This is a genomic window from Bradyrhizobium sp. MI1.11 (assembly GCF_055811255.1).
The window spans coordinates 42,771-63,046 of sequence record NZ_JBVVPM010000022.1 but is presented as its reverse complement, the minus strand read 5'-3'; the positions used below and the strand labels follow the sequence as shown (position 1 = coordinate 63,046).

The 20,276-nt window shown below is 63.6% G+C and carries 17 protein-coding genes and 1 pseudogene; 15 read left to right on the top strand and 3 right to left on the bottom strand.

Features of this window, described 5'->3' with window-relative positions; translation table 11 throughout:
* The 10 genes and pseudogenes from AC0L30_RS22075 to AC0L30_RS22030 all read left to right on the top strand — a co-directional run.
* Nucleotides 1–260 (top strand): annotated as a pseudogene (locus AC0L30_RS22075) (hypothetical protein); the annotation flags it as partial.
* Between the two features lie 23 nt (nucleotides 261–283).
* Entirely contained in the window at nucleotides 284–826 is a 543-nt protein-coding gene (gene ilvN, locus AC0L30_RS22070; RefSeq protein WP_007600986.1) for an acetolactate synthase small subunit, read from the top strand.
* Between the two features lie 3 nt (nucleotides 827–829).
* Nucleotides 830–1,519 carry a class I SAM-dependent methyltransferase gene (locus AC0L30_RS22065; RefSeq protein ID WP_473405208.1) on the top strand — a complete coding sequence of 230 codons (690 nt, stop codon included), beginning with the start codon at nucleotides 830–832 and terminating at the stop codon, nucleotides 1,517–1,519.
* A 189-nt stretch (nucleotides 1,520–1,708) separates the two neighbouring features.
* Nucleotides 1,709–2,605, top strand: coding sequence for an EamA family transporter (locus AC0L30_RS22060; protein ID WP_473405207.1), 897 nt, complete (start codon nucleotides 1,709–1,711; stop codon nucleotides 2,603–2,605).
* Nucleotides 2,606–2,607: 2 nt separating this feature from the next.
* Nucleotides 2,608–3,210, top strand: coding sequence for a LysE family translocator (locus tag AC0L30_RS22055; protein WP_007600991.1), 603 nt, complete (start codon nucleotides 2,608–2,610; stop codon nucleotides 3,208–3,210).
* Between the two features lie 147 nt (nucleotides 3,211–3,357).
* Complete coding sequence (gene ilvC, locus AC0L30_RS22050; RefSeq protein ID WP_007600992.1) at nucleotides 3,358–4,377, top strand: ketol-acid reductoisomerase; 1,020 nt, start codon at nucleotides 3,358–3,360, stop codon at nucleotides 4,375–4,377.
* Between the two features lie 352 nt (nucleotides 4,378–4,729).
* Nucleotides 4,730–8,113, top strand: coding sequence for a bifunctional diguanylate cyclase/phosphodiesterase (locus AC0L30_RS22045; RefSeq protein ID WP_246649119.1), 3,384 nt, complete (start codon nucleotides 4,730–4,732; stop codon nucleotides 8,111–8,113).
* Between the two features lie 51 nt (nucleotides 8,114–8,164).
* Complete coding sequence (locus tag AC0L30_RS22040; RefSeq protein WP_007600994.1) at nucleotides 8,165–9,265, top strand: DUF2336 domain-containing protein; 1,101 nt, start codon at nucleotides 8,165–8,167, stop codon at nucleotides 9,263–9,265.
* 59 nt (nucleotides 9,266–9,324) lie between these two features.
* Nucleotides 9,325–10,176 (top strand): SDR family oxidoreductase, encoded by an 852-nt coding sequence (locus AC0L30_RS22035; RefSeq protein WP_473405206.1) that lies wholly within the window; start codon nucleotides 9,325–9,327, stop codon nucleotides 10,174–10,176.
* Between the two features lie 436 nt (nucleotides 10,177–10,612).
* Nucleotides 10,613–12,325, top strand: coding sequence for a sulfatase-like hydrolase/transferase (locus tag AC0L30_RS22030; protein WP_473256011.1), 1,713 nt, complete (start codon nucleotides 10,613–10,615; stop codon nucleotides 12,323–12,325).
* A gap of 34 nt (nucleotides 12,326–12,359) precedes the next feature.
* Here the strand turns inward: AC0L30_RS22030 and AC0L30_RS22025 are convergent, their stop codons facing one another.
* Entirely contained in the window at nucleotides 12,360–13,919 is a 1,560-nt protein-coding gene (locus tag AC0L30_RS22025; protein WP_473366991.1) for a glycine betaine ABC transporter substrate-binding protein, read from the bottom strand.
* Nucleotides 13,916–14,698 carry an ATP-binding cassette domain-containing protein gene (locus AC0L30_RS22020; protein WP_473405205.1) on the bottom strand — a complete coding sequence of 261 codons (783 nt, stop codon included), beginning with the start codon at nucleotides 14,696–14,698 and terminating at the stop codon, nucleotides 13,916–13,918. The genes AC0L30_RS22025 and AC0L30_RS22020 overlap by 4 nt, the downstream gene beginning before the upstream one ends.
* A 142-nt stretch (nucleotides 14,699–14,840) precedes the next feature.
* On the opposite strand from AC0L30_RS22020, the gene AC0L30_RS22015 reads away from it, so the two are divergent.
* Both AC0L30_RS22015 and AC0L30_RS22010 read left to right on the top strand, forming a co-directional pair.
* Nucleotides 14,841–15,659 (top strand): ABC transporter ATP-binding protein, encoded by an 819-nt coding sequence (locus AC0L30_RS22015; RefSeq protein ID WP_007601003.1) that lies wholly within the window; start codon nucleotides 14,841–14,843, stop codon nucleotides 15,657–15,659.
* Complete coding sequence (locus AC0L30_RS22010; RefSeq protein ID WP_007601005.1) at nucleotides 15,659–16,444, top strand: ABC transporter permease; 786 nt, start codon at nucleotides 15,659–15,661, stop codon at nucleotides 16,442–16,444. Before AC0L30_RS22015 ends, AC0L30_RS22010 begins: the two co-directional genes overlap by 1 nt.
* A gap of 44 nt (nucleotides 16,445–16,488) precedes the next feature.
* Here the strand turns inward: AC0L30_RS22010 and AC0L30_RS22005 are convergent, their stop codons facing one another.
* A complete protein-coding gene (locus AC0L30_RS22005) occupies nucleotides 16,489–16,938 on the bottom strand; it encodes a cupin domain-containing protein (protein ID WP_007601007.1) in 450 nt (149 codons plus the stop codon).
* A gap of 137 nt (nucleotides 16,939–17,075) precedes the next feature.
* Here AC0L30_RS22005 and AC0L30_RS22000 point away from each other — a divergent pair, with 137 nt between their 5' ends.
* The 3 genes from AC0L30_RS22000 (at nucleotide 17,076) to AC0L30_RS21990 (ending at nucleotide 20,252) form a co-directional block, all read left to right on the top strand.
* Complete coding sequence (locus tag AC0L30_RS22000) at nucleotides 17,076–18,101, top strand: ABC transporter substrate-binding protein (protein ID WP_219683481.1); 1,026 nt, start codon at nucleotides 17,076–17,078, stop codon at nucleotides 18,099–18,101.
* 29 nt (nucleotides 18,102–18,130) lie between these two features.
* Nucleotides 18,131–18,835, top strand: coding sequence for an NUDIX hydrolase (locus AC0L30_RS21995; RefSeq protein ID WP_473405204.1), 705 nt, complete (start codon nucleotides 18,131–18,133; stop codon nucleotides 18,833–18,835).
* 94 nt (nucleotides 18,836–18,929) lie between these two features.
* Nucleotides 18,930–20,252 (top strand): ABC transporter substrate-binding protein, encoded by a 1,323-nt coding sequence (locus tag AC0L30_RS21990; protein ID WP_473405203.1) that lies wholly within the window; start codon nucleotides 18,930–18,932, stop codon nucleotides 20,250–20,252.
* Nucleotides 20,253–20,276 lie beyond the last annotated feature (24 nt).

The window sequence follows — 20,276 nt, the reverse complement described above, 5'->3', positions numbered from 1 at the left end:
GTTACACCCTCCTGGGGGCCTCGTTTGGCGGCCGGTTTTTTCATTTTTATCGGCGGGGCCCATCCCTGGCGCGCGGTACAAAAACAACCCCCCCCCCCGCCGCCCCCGGCGCCGCCGCGCTCGCCGCGGCGCTTCGGGAAAAGGCAAGTCTGTCGGGAAAGCGCGTCGGTCTCGTGCTGTCCGGCGGCAATATCGATTTCGATCTGTTCCGCGGTTGGGTCGGGACGGATGCGCCGGTCGCTCGTCGGGCGACGGCGTAACGACGAGAATGAAGGGGACGACAATGAACCAGCCCGCATCCGCCTATTTCATCGAGGAGCGCCACGACCCGAACGAGACGCACACGCTTTCGGTGCTCGTGCAGAACGAGCCCGGCGTGCTCGCGCGCGTCATCGGCCTGTTCTCGGGGCGCGGCTACAACATCGAGAGCCTGACGGTCTCGGAGACCGAGAGCCAGAAGCATCTCTCCCGCATCACCATCGTCACCACCGGTACGCCCATGGTGATCGAGCAGATCAAGCATCAGCTTGACCGCATGATCCCGGTCTATCGCGTCGTCGATATGACGCTGACCAAGCGCTCGATCGAGCGCGAGCTGGCGATGGTGAAGGTGCGCGGACAGGGCGAGCATCGCGTCGAGGCGCTGCGGCTGGCGGACGCATTCCGCGCCCGCGTGATCGACGCCACCACCGAGAGCTTTGTGTTCGAGATCACAGGCAATACCGAGAAAATCAATCAGTTTATCGACCTGATGCGTCCGCTTGGCCTCGTCGAAGTGTCGCGCACCGGTGTTGCCGCGATTGGTCGCGGGCCTGAAGGAATGTGAGCCATGCTGGCGCGCGACTGGTATTACAACGAGCGGAACCGGATGGGGATCGGGCCTGCAGTGGCCTCGATCTACGACAGTCACGACGATGCCGATCTACGGGCGCGCGCGGCGCTGAAAATGCTCGGGGTCCAGCGCGGCTGGCGCATCGCCGATATCGGTTGCGGCAACGGCGTGCTTGCGACCGAGGCGGCGCTGATGGGCGCCGAGGTCGACGCCATCGACATCTCGCCCGCAATGCTGGCGCTCGCCGAGATCTATGCTCGGGACCGCAAGGCGCCCGTGCGCACGCAGTCCGCCGGCCTGCTCAGCTTCGCCTACCGGTCGGAATCCTATGACCTGATCGTCAGCGAGTTCACGCTGCACCATCTGCCGGATTTCTGGAAGGCGGTGGCGATGTCGCGGATCTATCGCGCGCTCAAGCCCGGTGCCACGTTCTATTTGCGGGACATCGTCTACGCCTCGATGCCCGACGCCTTGGAGCGCGACGTCGAGCAATGGGCCGACTTCGAGATCAAGAACCACGATGTGCCGCGTGAAAGCGTCGTCACCCACATGCGCGACGAGTATTCCACTTTTGGTTGGGTCATGGAACGGATGCTGACCGACGTCGGCTTCTCGATTGTCTCGGCCGATTATCACGCCCCGATGCACGGCACTTATCTGCTGCGAAAACCCAATTCTTCCACGTAAAGGCCGGCGAGCAAGGCTAAAGCTGTGAGAGCAAACTGCAACTACGATGTAGCTGCGCTCCCTCCCCCGCTTGCGGGGGAGGGCTGGGGGGAGGGTGTCTCCGCAATCGAGAATCCCCAAGAGGAGAGAACCCTCACCCGCGCCTTCGGCGCGACCTCTCCCGCAAGCGGGAGAGGTTAGGAGTTTGGAATGAAGCCGGCCGACATCCTCATCGCCATCCTGGTGGCGATCATCTGGGGGCTTGCCTTTGTGGCGAGCCGGATCGCGCTCGACGAATTTTCGCCGGAGCTGATGACGGCGATGCGCTTCACCATTGCCGCGGTCCCGTGCCTATTCATCCGCAAGCCGAAAGTCGCCTGGTCGCTCCTGATCGCGATCAGCTTTACGCTCTTTCTCGGCCAGTTTCTGAGCCAGGCCTATGGCATCGCCCATGGCGTGCCAGTCGGATTGACTTCCGTCGTCGTGCAGAGCCAGGCGCTGTTCACGGTCGGCTTTGCCGCGATCGCATTCGGCGAGCGGCCGACGCCGGTTCAGACGCTGGGCATCGTCATCGCAGCCGTCGGGCTTTTGATGATCTGCGGCACGGTCGGCTATGATTTCAGCGTCGGTGCCTTCGCCGTGCTGATGATCGCGCCGGTCAGCTTTGCGGTCGGCAATATCCTGCTGCGCGGCGCCCGCGGCGTGCCGATGTTCGATCTGTTCGCCTGGTTGTGCCTTGCCACCGCGGTGCCGCTGTTCGCGCTCACGCTGGTCGTCAACGGACCGACGCCGACCTGGCAGTCGCTGATCCACATGTCGCTCACCGGCCTGATTTGCCTGCTGTTGATCGGCGGCATCTCCACCAGTATCGCCTATTGGCTGTGGGGCCGGCTGCTGCGTGACTATCCCACCGCGCAAGTGGTGCCGTTCGCGCTGCTGGTGCCGTTCGTCGGCTCGGCCGCGTCCAGCATCATGTTCGGCGAGCGCTTCGGTCCGCTGCGCCTTGCCGGCATGCTCACGGTGATCGGCGGTATCGCTGTGATGGTGCTGGCGAAGCGCCCCGAGGCGGTACCCCAGAGGACCGCAGCCGAAGGCCGCGTGAGGTAAGCATGTCCCAGTCGCTGCTGTATGCCTTCCTCGCCTTCATGGCCGTGATGTATTTCACGCCTGGGCCGAACAACATCATGTTGCTGTCCTCGGGGCTGACTTATGGCTTCCGTCGCACGATTCCCCACATCGCCGGCGTCGTCATCGGCTTCGCCTTCATGATTGCAGCGGTCGGCTTCGGGCTCGGCACAGTGTTCCTGGCTTATCCGATCCTGCAGACCATTCTAAAATATGCCGGTGCCGCCTACCTGGTCTACCTCTCCGCCGTGATCGCTTTATCGGGTCCGGCGAAGCCGGGCGAGGGAGACGGCCGGGGTCCGATGACCTTCCTGGGCGCCGCCATGTTCCAATGGATCAACGCAAAAGGCTGGGTGATCGTGATCGGCACCATCACCGCCTATGCGGCTATCGCCCAATTCCCGCTCAACATCGCGATCCAGACCTTGATCAGCCTGCTCGTGGGCACGGTCTCGACGGTAGCCTGGGTCTTCTTCGGCACCGCATTGCGGGCGGTCCTGACCTCCGTGCGGCTGGTCCGCGCCTTCAACATCCTGATGGCCATCCTGCTGCTGGCGTCCCTCTATCCCGTGGTCATGGATGCATGATGCCCCGACTTTCCATGCAGAAACGGGTTTCCCAGGGGGCCGAAAATGCTCTAGACAGCCCCCGAAATCCGCAAATTTCACCGTCCGAGACCTGACTGACAAGACCTGACCAACGGCCGATTTCGGCCCCTGAACGAGGAAACGACCATGCGTGTTTATTACGATCGCGACGCCGACCTGAACCTGATCAAGGGCAAGAAGGTCGTCATCGTCGGCTATGGCAGCCAGGGCCACGCCCATGCGCTGAACCTGAAGGATTCCGGCGTCAAGGACGTGGCGATCGCGCTCCGCAAGGGTTCGGCCTCGGCCAAGAAGGCGGAAGCTGCCGGCTTCAAGGTGATGGAAGTCGCCGAGGCCGCCAAATGGGCCGACCTCGTCATGATGCTGACCCCGGACGAGCTTCAGGGCGACATTTACCGCGAGCACCTGCATGACAACATGAAGAAGGGCGCCGCCCTCGTCTTCGCGCACGGTCTCAACGTCCACTTCAACCTGCTCGACCCGCGCGCCGATCTCGACGTTCTCATGATCGCGCCGAAGGGCCCCGGCCACACCGTGCGCTCGGAGTATCAGCGCGGCGGCGGCGTGCCCTGCCTGATCGCGATCGCCAAGGACGTCTCGGGTAACGCCCACGACCTCGGCCTGTCCTACGCCTCCGCCGTCGGCGGCGGCCGTGCCGGAATCATCGAGACCACCTTCAAGGAAGAGTGCGAGACCGACCTGTTCGGCGAACAGGTTGTGCTCTGCGGCGGCCTGGTCGAGCTGATCAAGGGCGGTTACGAGACGCTGGTCGAAGCCGGCTACGCCCCGGAGATGGCCTATTTCGAATGCCTGCACGAAGTGAAGCTGATCGTCGACCTGATCTATGAAGGCGGCATCGCCAACATGAACTACTCGATCTCCAACACCGCCGAGTACGGCGAGTACGTCACCGGTCCGCGCATTGTCACCGACGAGACCAAGAAGGAGATGAAGCGGGTTCTGAACGACATCCAGTCCGGCAAGTTCGCCCGCGACTGGATGCTCGAGAACAAGGTCAACCAGACCTCGTTCAAGGCGACCCGCGCCAAGCTCGCCGAACACCCGATCGAGGAAGTCGGCGCCAAGCTGCGCGACATGATGCCCTGGATCAAGAAGGGCGCTCTGGTCGACAAGAGCAAGAACTAACGGCAACGACGTGGTTACCGGGGGCGCGACGGAGCGCCCCCGGGCCTCCGTCCATCTTCGCCGGTTTCCCGCGCTTGCGCGGACGCCGGCCTTGGAATGACGTGGCGAGACGCCGTCCCGCCTCCGCGCGATCTCGCTAATGATCTTAGCTCACCGCGCACGCGAGGCGCCCTGCTGAAACCGGTTCTACACGGTAGTATGGTGCGTTTTTCTAAAGCTTTTTCGAACATTGCGACACAGTTACTGCCGTAGTTCCGTACGATTACGGAGTGAATTAGCGATAGGCAACTCAACCAAATCTTAGTGCGACCGGGCGATGGTGGAAGCTGATCGCTCGAACCACAGAAATGTAATGCTGAGAGCTTGGCGAAGGCTGGCCGGGTCGCCAGGATCGTCCGTCACGATCCTGGGGCTGCTGTTTTCTTTCGTTGTCGTCACCCTGTTTCTGGTTGATCTGGCTGCTCGCTATCGAGAAGCGGTCGCCTCTGCGAAAACCGATGCTCTCAATCTTTCGGCCATCCTGGCCGAGCATGCCGCAGTGACGTTCGAAGACATCGATCGTGTCCTGCTCGAGGCGCAGGCAATCCGCAACGATTCCTTGTCCGGAAAATACGCCGACGCCGGCGCGGCCAACACCGCGCTCCGTCAACTGGTCAAGAGCTCGTCGATCCTGGTCGCGGTTGGTTGGACCGACGCATCCGGAGCCGTCGTTGCGCACTCCTACGACCGTGCGCCGCCGCGCGGCAACATCTCCGAAATGCCGCACTTCATCGCGCAACGCGATGGCGCTGGCACCGAGTTGTTCGTTGCGCCGCCCTATCGGTCGGCAGGCGGTGATAAATGGTTCAGTGCGGCGTCGCGCCGGTTGAACAATTCGGATGGGAGCTTTGCGGGCGTCGTGACCGCGCCATTGGATCAATCCTATCTGTTGAAGATCTATCGCAAGATCAATCTGGGCCCGGGCGGCTCCGTCGTGTTGATCCATCGCAACGGACGGATCCTGGCGCGCGTGCCGGAACAGAAAGATGTGCTGGGCATGTCTGTTGCTGGCGGCCCGATGTTTACCCAGTATCTGCCAGTCTCGGAAGCGGGCTCATACGAACTGACGAGTCCCGTCGACGGCATCAACCGCATTGCGGCCTACAAGGCCGTATCCGGGCTGCCGCTGGTTCTGGTCGTGACCTATTCGCGTGATTACGTGCTGCAGCCGTGGTATCGGCATCTCTACACCTTCGGCCCGCCGGCTGCCGCGATCGTCACCATCATCCTGATCGGAACCTTGCTGCTGCGACGGCAAACAAACGCACTCGCGGCCGCGAGTTCCCGTTTCGACGCGGCGTTGAGCAACATGCCGCATGGGCTCAGCATGTTCGACGCCGATGAGAAGCTGCTGATCGCCAACAGCCGCTATCGTGAGATGTATGATCTCACTGAGGCGCAGGTCGAACCTGGAACGCCGCTCGGCAGCATCGTCGGCCACTACAAGAGCGCCGGGGGTGATCTCGACGTCAAGGAATTCCTCGACGGCGCAAGACACCGGACTCCGAAGATCGTCATGCTCGCCGATGGCCGGATCATCTCGATCGTGCGTACGCCGATGCAGGATGGTGGCTGGGTCGCGACCCATGAGGACATCACGGAGAAGCGGCGCGACGAGACCTTGCTGGCGGAAAATGCTGCCGAGCTAAAACGCATCAACACGCGTTTCGACGTCGCCATCAGCAACATGTCCCAAGGGCTCTGCCTGTTCGATGCAGACAAAAACCTCGTGGTATCGAATAGTCGCTATCAGCAGATGTACGGTCTGCCCGACGAACTCGTCAGGCCCGGTACGCCCCTGCAACTCATATTGCAGCACTACGTGGATCGCGGCGAAGCCAGTCCGCTCAGCGTCGACCAGCATGTCCGGCTGATGCCGACCCAGCGCCAGCAGGACTACGAGCTGAGAGACCACCGGCAGATACTGATCCAGCGCAAGCCGTTGCCGGATGGCGGCTGGGTCGCGACGCACGAAGACGTCACCGAGCAAAAGAGCGCCGAGAGAATGTTGGCGCAGAAGGCCGCTGAACTCGAGGCGATCAACATGCGCTTTGATGCCGCCCTCAACAACATGGCTCAGGGGCTTTGCATGTTCGATGCGGAGCAGAGGATCGTGGTGTCGAACGCGCGCTATTGCGACATTTACCATATTGACCCCGATCGGATAAGGCGCGGAACCACACTGGCGCAAATTCTCGAATATCGCCGCGAGCAAGGCACGCATTTCGTCGATGTCGCGCCGGAGGTCTATCTCGATCAGAACGTCAAGCAGCTCAGTGAGACGCGGGAGCTTGCGGACGGACGGGTGATCGCGATTGCTCGCCACATGATGCAGTACGGCGGTTGGCTCACGACCCACGAGGACATCACCGATCGGGCGAGAAACGAGAAGCGGATCGTATATCTGGCCCAGCACGATCTGCTCACCGGCTTGGCGAACCGCGCCGTGTTTGCGGAAAAGCTCGATGAAGCGGCAAGGCGGTCGCAGCGTCGTGGCACGACGTTTACCGTGCTGATGCTCGATCTCGACAGGTTCAAGCTCGTCAACGATACGCTCGGTCACGCCGCAGGCGATCAGCTGCTGATCGAGGTCGCGCAGCGACTGAGCTCATCACTGCGAGATACCGATGTGCTGGCCCGCCTCGGTGGCGACGAATTTGCGATCATCCAGGAGAACGAAAGCGATCAGAGAGAAGGTGCCATCGCGCTGGCGCTGAAGATCATTCGTCTGGTCGAGCAACCGTTCGATCTTGGCAGCAACCGTGTCAGCGTCGGTACCAGCATTGGCATCGCGTTCGCGCCCGAGCACGGCATCGACGCGGAGATATTACTACAGAAGGCGGACGTCGCGCTCTACGCGACGAAATCCTCAGGCCGGAATGATTTCCGAATCTTCCAGCCGGAAATGACCGTGGCTGCCGACACACAGAAGTCGATGGAGGGCGAGTTGCGGGAGGCGATGGCCCGCGACGAGTTCGAGCTGCACTACCAGCCGGTGATCGAGGCCGGAACGCGCGCGCTGACCGGGCTGGAATGCTTCGTGCGATGGCACCATCCATCGAGGGGCGTGCTGGCGCCTTCGCAGTTCCTCGATGTCGCCGAGCAGGCTGGATTGATGCTGCCGCTCGGTGAATGGATCTTGCAACAGGCCTGCCTGGACGCGGCCGCTTGGCCGGCGCACATCAGAGTCGCCGTCAACATGGGTGCCGCCCAGTTCCACAGGAGTAATGTGCTCGACGTCGTGCTGTGCGCGCTGGTTGAATCGGGATTATCGCCCGAACGCCTCGAACTCGAAATTCCCGACGCTGCGCTCTTGGGCGGGAATCCTGCGGCTCACTTGCTTGCGGTCCGACAACTGAAGAACCTCGGTGTCGGCGTCGTCCTCGACAATTCCGGGCTAGGCTATTCCGCGGCCAGCTACCTCCAGAGTTTCCCATTCGACAAGTTCAAGATCGACCGGGCGATCGTGCAGGGCTGCACGACGCGAAGGGATTGCGCCGCGGTCGTCGCCTCCGCTGTGGCATTGGGGCGCGGTCTTGATGTCACGACGGTGGCCAAGGGCGTCGAGACCCCAGCGCAGTTGGACGCCCTCCTTGCGGCAGGAGTGGACTACGTACAGGGCTATCTGATCGGACGGCCCGTGCCGAATTCCGAAATCTGTTTCGATTCACCGTTACAGGCGCGAAACGTCGCGTGATCCCATGACCTCCGTCGAAATACGTGCAACTCAACCGCCAGGACACGAGAGATGACTCTGGAGAACGGTCTGATCGACCGGCTCGAGATCGCACTGGCGAGCCGGGAGCTGTCGAAGCGCGCCGAACTCCTGCGCCAGGTCGCCGATCTCTTCGTGGTCGGCTCAGGCAAGTTCACCGACGAGCAGATCGACCTGTTCGACGAGGTGATGAGCGCGCTCCTCAAGAATATCGAATGCGCCGCGCGAGCGGCGTTCGGGAGCCGGCTTTCAGGATTGCCCGATGCGCCGCGTCGGACGATCCGCTTGCTGGCCTTTGACGACGCGCCCGAGGTGGCGGCGCCGGTCCTGGAGCACTCACCACAGCTCGACGAGGCGAGCTTGGCGGAGAATGCGCGGACCAAGAGCCAGGATCATCTGCTGGCTATCGCCGGCCGCAGCCTGTTGACGGAACCCGTCACCGATGCCCTCCTCGAGCGCGGCAACAACGATGTCGCCATGCGGACCGCCGGCAACGACGGCGCCAGCTTCTCGACTAACGGAATGTCCAAGCTCCTCAGCCGGGCGCGGGACAATGGCGCGCTCGCGATGTGCATCTGGGCTCGGCCCGATATTCCTCGTGAGACCATGTTGAAGTTGTTCGTCCATGCATCTGAGATGGTGAGATCCAAGCTGGAGGCGGCCGATCCCCGCCAGGCAGCTCTGACCCGGCGTGCAATTGCGGAGGGCTCCGATGAGCTGCAAGCGATGGCGCGGGCAGGCTCCAGCGAGCACGCCCGGGCGTTGGCCGAGGTGACGTCCTTGTATTCGAGTGGGCAATTGGACGAGGCACGCGTACTCGGCTTCATCGGCGAGCGAAGCTTGGACAAGACGGCTGTCGCGCTATCGCTCATGAGCGACCTGCCGATCGGAGCGATTGAGCGTGCGCTGGTCCGTTCGCAGCCCGAGCAGATTCTCATCCTCGCGAAGGCGATCGGTCTGTCCTGGGACACGACGAAGGCAATCCTGACGCTTTACCCCGGTGAGGCTCACGAGAGCCGAGAGCGATTGGAGCAGTGCTTCGCGAGCTTCCTTCGGTTGAGTCCAAATACGGCGAAGGCTGCACTCCAGTTCTACAGGCTCCGTGAGCGTGCCGGCCCGGGTCCTGTCCACTAACGGCGTTGCGCCCCAGCACCTTTCCCCTGCATGATGCGGGAGCTCTTGGGGGGAAGACCATGCGATCCGTCGTCATCACCGGCGCGTCCACCGGCATCGGCTGGGCCATTGCGAAATTTCTGGTCGGGCGCGGCTATCGTGTTTTCGGTAGTGTCCGCAAGCAGGCCGATGCGGATCGGCTCATGGGTGAATTCGGTGCGAACTTCACGCCGCTGCTGTTCGACGTCACCGACGAGGCGGCGGTCCTCGCCGCTGCGCGAAAAGTCCGCGAGGCTCTGGGCGGTGAGACGCTGGCCGGTCTCGTCAACAACGCCGGCGTCGCGGTGGCGGGGCCCGTGCTCGAATTGTCGGTCGACGACTTCCGCCGGCAGATGGAGATCAACGTCATTGGCCCGGTCATCGCGACGCAGGCCTTTGGGCCGCTGCTCGGCGCCGATCCGTCGCTGAAGGGGCCGAAAGGACGGATCGTGATGATCAGCTCGGTCGCGGGCAAGAACGGCAATCCGTTGTCGGCGCCTTACAGCACCTCCAAGCACGCCATCGAAGGCCTGTCGGAGAGCTTGCGCCGCGAGTTGATGCTGTTCGGCATCGACGCCATCATCGTCGCCCCCGGCGCGGTGAAGACGCCGATCTGGAGTAAGGCCGAGCAGATCGATCTCTCAGTCTACCAGAACTCGCCTTATCTGCCGGCGCTGAACAAGGTCAGGGCGTTCATGATGAAGCTCGGCGAGACCGGGCTGCCGGCCGAGCGGATCGCCGAGGTCGTTTTCGAGGCGCTCACCGCCGAGAGGCCCAAGGTTCGCTACCAGATCACGCCGGACCGGATGCGACATTTGATGACGGCCACGCTGCCCAAACGTGTGGTCGACCGCATCATCGCCAAGCGGCTCGGGCTGCTGCCGCAGGGCTGACCGACGTTCAGCCCGCCTCTGCCGCACGTCGGGCCGCGGTTTCGCCGGGGGCATCATTCCGGCACTTCCCCAACCGCGGCGCGTTCATGTCAGCGGCGGCCGAGGAGGCGCAGCCGCGCTTTCGGGCCGAGATCGAGGTGGCGCTGGAACAGGCACCCGCCGCCGACCCGGAGGAGGCGAGATCGAGCGGATGGCGGAGAGGGTCATCGACCTCTTCATCGCGGGCATCGCCAAAGCTTAAGCGTGGCTGGCCCATGCGGCCCATTCGCCCATCGCTAACATTAAGCGAAGGTCGGATCGCGACACGCGTTGCTTGTCCGTGACCGTTCAATTACAGTTTTATGACACGGTGCAGGCCTTCCGGCTGCGCCGAACGCCGCAGGCCCGGTCAGCCGGCTCGGCATCACCGTGCCGGACCAGCAGTTGCGTGTCGTCGATGGCGTCCGCGCCCAATCCAGGTCCTTCTGCCACGACCGCCGTACTGGCGAGCGTCGCCGCGCTCGGCATCTGGCGGCTGCTCGCGGTTGCGGCGCCGCATCTCGCCGCGCTCGTCCTGATGTACGAGACCGAGACGGATTTCGGTGCACGGCTCTCCTTCGTGCTGGCCTGGGGCATCCTCAACTTCTTCTGGATCATGCTGCTGCGGCGTCCGGCGCTCTCGGGTGCGCTGTCGCTGACCATGGTCGTGGTGCTGGTGCTGCTGTCACGGCTGAAGCACGACGTCGTGCAGATGACGGTCAACTTCATCGACCTGATGATGATCGACCGCGACACGGTCGCGTTCCTGTTCACGATCTTCCCGAATTTGCGCTGGTCGGTGATCGGGGCCGGCCTCGTCACGCTGCCGCTGATGTATGCGCTGTGGTGGCTCGACCCATTCCGCATCCGCAGGCTGCCGGCGCTCGCCTGCAAGCTCGCCTGCCTCGCCGCGCTGGTCGGCTATTCGCTCTATCATCCGGACGAGGCCTGGCGCGGCTATTACGACGACGGCTATCTCTCGAAGTTCTTCCGCTCCGGCGTCAGCGCGGTCTCCGACTTCGCGCAATACGGCTTTATGGAGTCGGCCGCTTCGACCAACGAACGGCTCAACATGCCGCTGGTCGATGCCTGCCATCCCGCCGGCCGGCGGCCGAACATCATCATGGTCCATGATGAATCGAGCTTCGACATCCGCGCCGCGCAGGGCATCAAGGTGCCGGCTGGCTACGGCAGCCATTTCAAATCCTGGGACGGCAAGGAGCGCACCTTTCTGGCCGAGAGCAATGGCGGGCCGAGCTGGTTCACCGAATACAATGTGCTCGCGGGGTTGTCGTCGCGTTCGTTCGGCCGCTTCGCCTATTTCGTGACGCGCATCGCGACAGGCCGTGTCGAGCGCGGTCTGCCGCTGGCGCTGCGCCGCTGCGGCTACGATACGATGTCGCTCTACCCCGCCTATGGCGGCTTCATGGCCGCGCGCAGTTTTCAGATGACGACCGGCGTCGAACGCTTCCTCGACTCCAAGGATCTCGGCGCCAAGGATGTCGAGCCGGATAGCTTCTTCTACGACAAGGCGCTCCGGCTGATGGGCGAGCGGACGCCGAACAAGCCGCTGTTCACCTTCATCTACCTCGGCGCCAATCATTTTCCGTGGGAGACGCGCTTCCGCCCGGATCTGCTGCCGAACTGGCCCGCACCGGGCAATGTGCCGTCCATCGACGAATATCTGCGCCGGCAGGCGATGAGTGCCGAGCAATACAAGGCTTTCCTCGCGGGCCTGAAGAAGAAATTTCCCGGCGAACCCTTCCTGATCGTGCGCTACGGCGATCATCAGCCCGAGTTTGCGCCTGCTATCCTCGAGCCCGGGCTCGACGAGGGTGCAATCGGCAAAAAGCTCGACGCCTACGACCCACGTCTCTACGCGACCTACTACGCGATCGACGCCGTCAATTTCGAGCCGGTGAAGAGCGAGGCCGTGATGGACACGGTCGATGGCCCGTATCTGCCGCTGGTCATCCAGGAAGCCGCCGGCATCCCGCTCGATCCGTCCTTCGCCGAGCAGAAGGAGATCATGCTCCGCTGCAAGGGCATCTTCTACGGCTGCAAGGACGGTGCCGAAGCGCGCCGGCTGAATCGGCTGCTGATCGATGCGGGGATGATCCGGGGGTTGTAGCGTCTTTCCAACGTCGTCGAATGAATGGCACGGCCTACCGCCCACCCACCTTCTCCCACAACCACCTCGCCACCGCATCCGGCGACGAATTCGCATCATTGCCGGCGGCGCGTAAATTGGCTTCGCGCATGGTCGCGATGTCGATCTTGCCGAGCAGCGGTTTCAGCGCGGCCCGCAGCCTCTCGTCGCCGGCGCGTTTCGGAGCCAGCAGCAGGATGGCATCGTAGGGCGGGATCGCGTGCCTGGGATCGTCGAGCGCAACCAGATCGTATTTTGCGATCAGCCCGTCGCTGGTGTAGCCCGCGATGACATCGACTTCGCCGCTGGCGACCGCCGCATACATGAAGTCCGGCTGCATCTGGCGCTGGGCGCGGAACGAGAGGCCATAGGCCTTTTGCAGCGCCGCCCATTCGGGTCGCGAGAAGAACTCATAGTCGCCGGCGATCGACAGGGTCGAAGCATGCGCGGCGAGATCGGCGATGGTGCGGATGCCAAGCGCCTCCGCCCGCTTCTTCGGGATCACCAGCGCATAGGCATTCTCGAAACCGAGCTCGCCGAGTAGCGTGATGTTCTCCTTCGCAAGCGTCGTCTGCAGCTCCGCCAACAGCTCCGCGCGCGGCTTGATGTCCGTGCGGTGAAGCTGATTGGCCCAGAGCGTGCCGGAATAATCGACATAGAGATCGATATCACCGGCCTTCAATGCCTCGAAGATCACGCTCGAGCCGAGACCGGATCGTGCGACGGCGGAAAGACCGACCGCCTGCAGCCGGTCCCGCATCAACGCCGACAGCACGTACTGCTCGGCGAACGTCTTGGCGCCCACGACATAGCTTTGCGACGAGCGCCCCATCGTCGGCACCAATGTTGCGGCGACCAGTGCCGCGATCCCGGCCGCGCCAAGCGCGGTACGCACGCGGCTGCGCCGGCGCACGCCGCTCTCGATCAGGCCGAGCAGTTGATCGACGGCGAGCGCCAGCAGGGCCGAGGCAAAGCAGCCGAACAGCACGAACACCCAGTTCTGGGTCTGGAGCCCGGCAAAGATATAATTGCCGAGGCTGGTCTGCCCGATCGGGGTCGACAGCGTCGCGGTGCCGATCACCCACACTGCGGCGGTACGGATGCCAGCCATCATCACGGGGAGGGCCAGCGGCAGTTCGACCATCACGAGCGACTGCCGTGCGGTCATTCCGACGCCTTTGGCAGCCTCGATCAGCGCGGGATCGATGCCGTTGAGGCCGGTGATGCCATTGCGCAGCACTGGCAGCATCGAATAGAGCGCCAGCGCCAGCATCGCCGGCAGGAAGCCGAAAGCGGAGAAGGAGACGCCGAACCAGGCCAGCGCCAGGGAGGCCGCGAGCAGCAGCAGCGGATAGAACAGCGCGAGCAGCGCCAGCCCGGGCACCGTCTGCACGATACTGGCGAGCGCGAGCAGGACTGCGCGCGGGGTAGGGCGGTTGCGCGTCAGGATCGCCAGCGGCAGGCTGACGATCAGGCCGAGCGCAAGTGCAGCGAGACTCACCCGGACGTGGTTGCCGAGATAGTCGGGCAAATGTCCCAGCGCCTCGCCCCAGCGCGGATCGGTGAAAAGGCTCATGCCGCCCCGCTCTGTAGCAGCAGCGCGTTCAATCGCTCGACCTGGCGTCGCGGCGTCCGCAGCAACTCCAGTACGTAGGCGTCGCTGCTTTTCGAAAGCTCCGCTGGCGTGCCCTGCGCGAGCAGCTTTCCGCCGCGCATCACCGCGATGCGGTCGGCCAGCAAAATCGCTTCCGTCATGTCGTGGGTGATCATCACGGTGGTCAGGCCGAGCTTGCGGTGCAGCTCGCGAAAATCGTCGCCGAGCGCATCGCGGGTGAGGGGGTCGAGCGCGCCGAATGGCTCGTCCATCAGCACGATCCGGGGCCGTGCCGCGAGCGCCCGCGCCACGCCGACACGCTGGCGCTGGCCGCCCGAGAGCGCATCCGGCAGCCGCTCGCGGTGCGCGGCCCGGTCGAGCTGCACGAGCTCGAGCAACTCATCGACTCGCGTCGCGATATCCGCTGCCGGGACGCCGAGCAGCTTCGGCGTGATCCCGATATTGTCGGCGACGCTCAGATGCGGGAACAGCCCGCCGCTCTGGAAGACGTAGCCGATCCGGCGCCGCAGCGCGACCGGATCGACCGACTGCACGTCATCGCCCTCGACCGTGATCGTGCCGCCATCCGCCTCGATCAGGCGGTTGGCGAGCCGCAGCAGCGTCGTCTTGCCCGACCCCGAGCCGCCGACGACGGCCACAAACTCGCCTTCGGCGATATCGAGTGACACATCGTCCACGGCCTTGAGCGCGTCGAAGCTCTTGGTGACGTGGGCATAGCCGATCATCGGCCTGGACGGCATCGGGCGGGCCTCACTGCGCTGACCCGCCCCAAGGATTGGAGGAGGGAGGGGATGACAACGCCCATGCGTAGCACGCTTGGCGGCTTGATTGAACTTGGCCGCGCGAGCGGCTAAGGCATCGGGCCAAGTTCGGAGGGAACACATGATAACGCCTACGGCAGTGGCGCTGGACGATGCCAAGGTCGCGTTCCAGCTAGGGGACGGGCGGGTCTATACGGCGGTGGAGAAGGCGCATCTGACGGTCGCGCAGGGCGAGTTCGTCGCCATCGTCGGCCCGACCGGCTGCGGGAAATCGACCCTGCTCAACGTCGCGGCCGGCCTGCTCAAGCCGGCTGCCGGGAGCGTCAAAATATTCGACCAGCCGCTCGCCGGGCTGAACCGGGATGCCGGCTATCTGTTCCAGGCCGATGCGCTGTTCCCCTGGAAGACCGCGCTCGACAATGTCGCGATCGGGCTCGAAGTCAGCGGCACGCCGCGTAGCGAGGCACTCCCGCGGGCGCAGAAATGGCTGACCTCGGTCGGCTTGGGCGCCTTCGCCAACCGCTATCCTCACATGCTCTCCGGCGGTCAGCGCAAGCGCGTGGCGCTGGCGCAGGTGCTGATCCGCGATCCAAAGATCCTGCTGATGGACGAGCCGTTCGGTCCGCTGGACGCGCAGACCCGGCAGGTGATGGGCAACCTGCTGCTCGACCTCTGGAACGCCGACCGCAAGGCCGTGCTGTTCGTCACCCATGATCTGGAAGAGGCGATCGCGCTCGCCGACCGCGTCGTGATCATGTCGGCGGGGCCGTCCTCCCGCATCATCGGCGACTGGCGCGTGAGCCTGCCGCGCCCGCGCGACATTTTCGAAGTGCGGCTGGACAAGGAATTCCATGCGCTTCATCGCGAGATCTGGAGCGTGCTCAAGGACGAGGTCATGAAGGGCTATGCGCAGTCCACCCAAGCGGCGGAGGCGGTGTGATGTCGCGCGTCACTCTCCTTGCGCTGCAAGTGCTGGTCGCGGTGGTCTGCCTCGCGCTGTGGCAATTACTCTCGACCGTGCCCGTGTTCGGCAAGATCCTGCTACCGCCGTTCTTCTTCTCCAATCCGGTCGATGTCTTCGCCCAGATCGTCAAATGGTTCTCGTCCGGTGTGATCTGGAAGCATCTCGGCATCACGCTGACGGAATCGATCCTGGCCTTCGTGATCGGATCGGCCGGCGGCGTGTTGATCGGCTTCTGGTTCGCGCGCCAGCCGCTGGTCGCCGCGGTGTTCGATCCCTACGTCAAGATGGTCAACGCTCTGCCGCGTGTGGTGCTGGCGCCGATCTTCGCGCTGTGGCTTGGGCTGGGCATCTGGTCCAAGGTCGCGCTCGGCGTGACGTTGGTGTTCTTCATCGTGTTCTTCAACGTCTATCAGGGCGTCAAGGAGGTCAGCCGTACCGTGCTCGATAACGGCCGCATGCTCGGCATGAGCGAGCGGCAGCTGATGCAGCACGTCTATTGGCCCTCGGCGCTGTCGTGGATGTTCTCCTCGCTGCACACGTCGGTGGGCTTTGCCGTGGTCGGTGCGGTCGTCGGCGAATATCTTGGATCCGCGGCGGGGCTCGGCTATCTCATCCAGCAGGCCGAGGGCATCTTCGACGTCGCCGGCGTGTTCGCCGGCATGTTCGTGCTGTCGGCCTTCGTCATCCTGATCGATTTTGGGGTGACATTGGTGGAGCGGAGACTGCTGGTCTGGCGCCCGACCGTGGACGGGCGCGGCTAGGCCGAAAGGGGCCCGCGCGTCGCGCGAGCCCGGATCGCGAAAGTTCAATCCAGCAACTTGGTGTCGTCGGGCGCCTGCGGCGGCGTCTTGATCGCGATCGCCTTGACCTGTCCGCTGATCGGTTTGGTGCCGCCATGCGGCGTCCCCTTCGGGATGATGACGAGGTCGCCCGGCTTCACCGTGACTTCCTTGTCGCCGAACCAGATCGTGCCGGTGCCCTCCAGAATGTACTGGATCTCGTTGGTGTTGGGATGCATGTGCTTGGGCACATTGCCGACCTGGATCGAGATGGTGGCGCCATCGGCGCTCGCGAACATCTTGGAACGGAAGCCGACGGCGTTCGCGTTTCCGAGCGCGTCGCCCTCCATCTCGCTGGTATGGATGATCTGCGGAGTGATGTTTTCCGCAGCCAGCGCCGGCCGCAGCAGGTGGGTTGCGCCGCACCCGGCGGCAAAAGCGGTGGCGATCGACAGTCCGATTGCAAGGCGATTCATGGATGATCCTCCCCATCAAGAATTGTTCTTGTGGGCTCATGCTATTGCGCCGAAAGGCCGATGGCCAGCGCCTTCGGTCCTGCTTCTCAAGCCAGTCCCGCTGCTCTATGGTGCCGCCAGCCGAACGGAGGAAACCAATGAAGAACACGATAGCCAGGCTCGCGGGCGCGCTACTCGCGCTGACGCTCACCACCGGTCTTGCCGCGGCGCAAAGCAAGGTCACGATCGCAATCGGCGGCGGCTCCTGCCTGTGCTACCTGCCGACGGTGCTGGCAAAACAGCTCGGCGAATACGACAAGGCCGGCCTCAATGTCGAGCTCGTGGACCTCAAGGGCGGCTCGGACGCGCTCAAGGCCGTGCTCGGCGGCAGCGCCGACGTGGTCTCCGGCTATTTCGACCATTGCGTCAACCTCGCGGCCAAGAAGCAGGAGCTTCAGGCATTCGTCGTCTATGACCGCTATCCCGGCCTCGTGCTGGTGGTGTCGCCGTCGCACACCAACGAGATCAAGTCGATCAAGGACCTCGCCGGCAAGAAGGTCGGCGTCAGCGCGCCCGGCTCCTCCACCGACTTCTTCCTGAAGTATATGCTGAAGAAGAACGGCGTCGATCCCGCCAGCACCGCCGTGATCGGCGTCGGCCTCGGTGCCACTGCGGTCGCTGCCATGGAGCAGGGCCAGATCGACGCGGCCGTGATGCTCGATCCGTCCGTGACCGTGCTCCAGGGCAGCCACAAGGATCTGCGCATCCTCTCGGACACCCGCACGCAAAAGGATACGCTCGAGACCTTCGGCGGCGAATATCCGGGCGGCGCGCTGTACTCGACCGCGGCCTGGGTCGCCGGCCACGAGAAGGAGACGCAGGCGCTCACCAACGCGATCCTGGGCACGCTCGCCTGGATCCACTCGCACTCGCCCGAGGAGATCATGGCGAAGATGCCGGAGGAGACGGTGGGCAAGAACAAGGACCTCTATCTCGCGGCACTCAAGAACACGATCCCGATGTACTCCGAGACCGGCAAGATGGATCCGAAGGGCGCTGACGCCGTGCTCGCGGTGTTCAGCGTCGGATCGCCCGAGGTCGCCAACGCCAAGATCGACGTCAGCAAGACCTTCACCAACAAGTATGTCGAGCAGGCCAAGAAGACCACGGGGAGCGCCAAATAACTGACGCGAAGTCTCGGTAACCAGGCGTCATGACGTCACTGACAATCCATCGCGTCACGACGCTTGATCTTGCCGTGCGGCCGATCGTCTGGCCGTTCGCGGAGGAGCGGCGTGACGAGATCGCGGCGCATTTCGCCGAGAAGCAGCGCGAACGACCAAAACTCTGGAACGGTGGCGTCCTGCTCGGGCGCGATGCGATGTTCGCCGACGGCCATCTTTCTACGACCTATTTCGAGACGGATTTCGCGAGCTTCCTCGCCTGGCGCGACTGGGGCTTTCCCGACAAGGCCGTGTTCAACGGCTTTGGCATGGGCGCGCTGCTCACCTCCGACGGCGCCTTCGTCATGGGCGAGATGGCGCAGCACACCGCCAATGCAGGCCGGATCTATTTCCCGTCGGGCACGCCCGATCTCGGCGACGTCAGGGGTGACACGCTGGACATTCCCGGCAGTGTGATCCGCGAACTCGAGGAAGAGACCGGCCTGACCGCGGCCGACTATCGGATCGAGCCCGACTGGCATTGCGTCGTCACTGGCCCAACGATTGCGATGCTGCAAATTATCAACCTGGACATGCCGGGTGATGTGGCGCGTGCGCGGATCGAAGCCAATCTGGCGGCCGAGGCCGAGCCAGAGCTGTCGGCTATCCATCTCGTGCGCGGGATGAGTGATCTCACGCCGTCCATGCCGCGATTTGTCACGGCTTTTGTCGAGCAGCAGTTCGCGTCGCGCTGATGCGCGAGGCTTGACATCGCTGCGCCCAGCCCATGTGATGGGTAAAAATACAAAACCAAAAGAATGCAATGCACAATCGTCCAGGGAGGTTCTGATGCGCGTGCGCATGGCTGCCCGTTTGGTGCGTGGGCTGTTGGTCGCGATATCAGCGACGGGCTTGGCGCTGTCCGTCCAGGCCCAGGATCAAGGCAAAGAGAAGAAGATCAAGATCGGCGTCGTGTTCGATCTGACCGGGCCTCTCGCCGGCGGCGGCTCTGAACTCGGCTATATCGGCGCAAAGATCGTTCTCGACCATTTCGCCAAGACCGGCGTCGAGGGTTACAAGATCGAAGCGGTCTATGCCGACGCCCAGAGCAAGCCCGACATCGCGATCAACGAATCCGTCCGCCTGCTCGAGCAGGAGAAGGTCGACATGGTGCTCGGCTTCTTCTCCTCGGCGCAATGCGTGCCGGTCGCGGCCCGCGTCGAGCAGCTCAAGAAGTTCATGTGGATGACGACCTGCATCTCGTCCGCCGTTTTCAACGAGAAGGGTTACAAATACGTGTTCCGCCCGCAGGCGAGCGGCGATCAGTTCGGCATGATGACGATGGATTTCATCGCGCAGAACGCCAAAGCGAAGTTCGACAAGGAGCCGAAGGATCTGCGCGTCGCCATCATTCACGAAGACGGCGCCTATGGCGTCGACGTGTCCAGGGGCAACGAGGCCGGCGCGAAGAAGGCGGGCTTCAACGTCGTGATGAAGGAGGGCTATTCGGCCACCGCGCCCGACCTCTCCGCGCTGGTGACCAAGCTGAAGCGCGCCAAGCCCGACGTCATTTTCCACACCGGCTACAACCCCGATATCACGTTGTTGCTGCGTCAGGCGCGCGAACAGGGGCTGAAGTTCGGCGCGCTGATGGGGCACGGTGCGGGTTACGGCGTCTATGAGAAGCTGAAGGAAGGCATGGGCGCGGATGCCACCTACATCTTCAACACCGACCCGATCTCGATCTGGCTTGCCAACCAGAAGACCATGGATCCCAAGCTCCCGCCCGTGATCAAGATGGTCGGCGAGGAGTTCGACAAGATCCGGCCCGGCGTCGCTATTCGCTCGGCGCATGTCGGCATCGGTGCGTCGAACACGTATGTGTTCATGAATGACGTGCTGCCGCGCGCGATCAAGAAATATGGCGGGGTCGATCCGGATGCGCTGCGCAAGGCTGCGCTCGATACCGATATTCCCGAGGGCGGCACCATGCTCGGCTTCGGCGTCAAGTTTTACGGCGAGGGCACGCCGATGGCCGGGCAGAACGAGCGCTCGTTCCCGGTCGTGATCCAATACATCGACGACAAATCCTCCGTGGTGTGGCCCAAGAGCCAGGCGCAGCGCGAGGCCGTGCTGCCGCTGCCGAAGGGCACCACCTACAGCAACCAGTAGCGCAAATGGGCGCAGAGAGGAGAG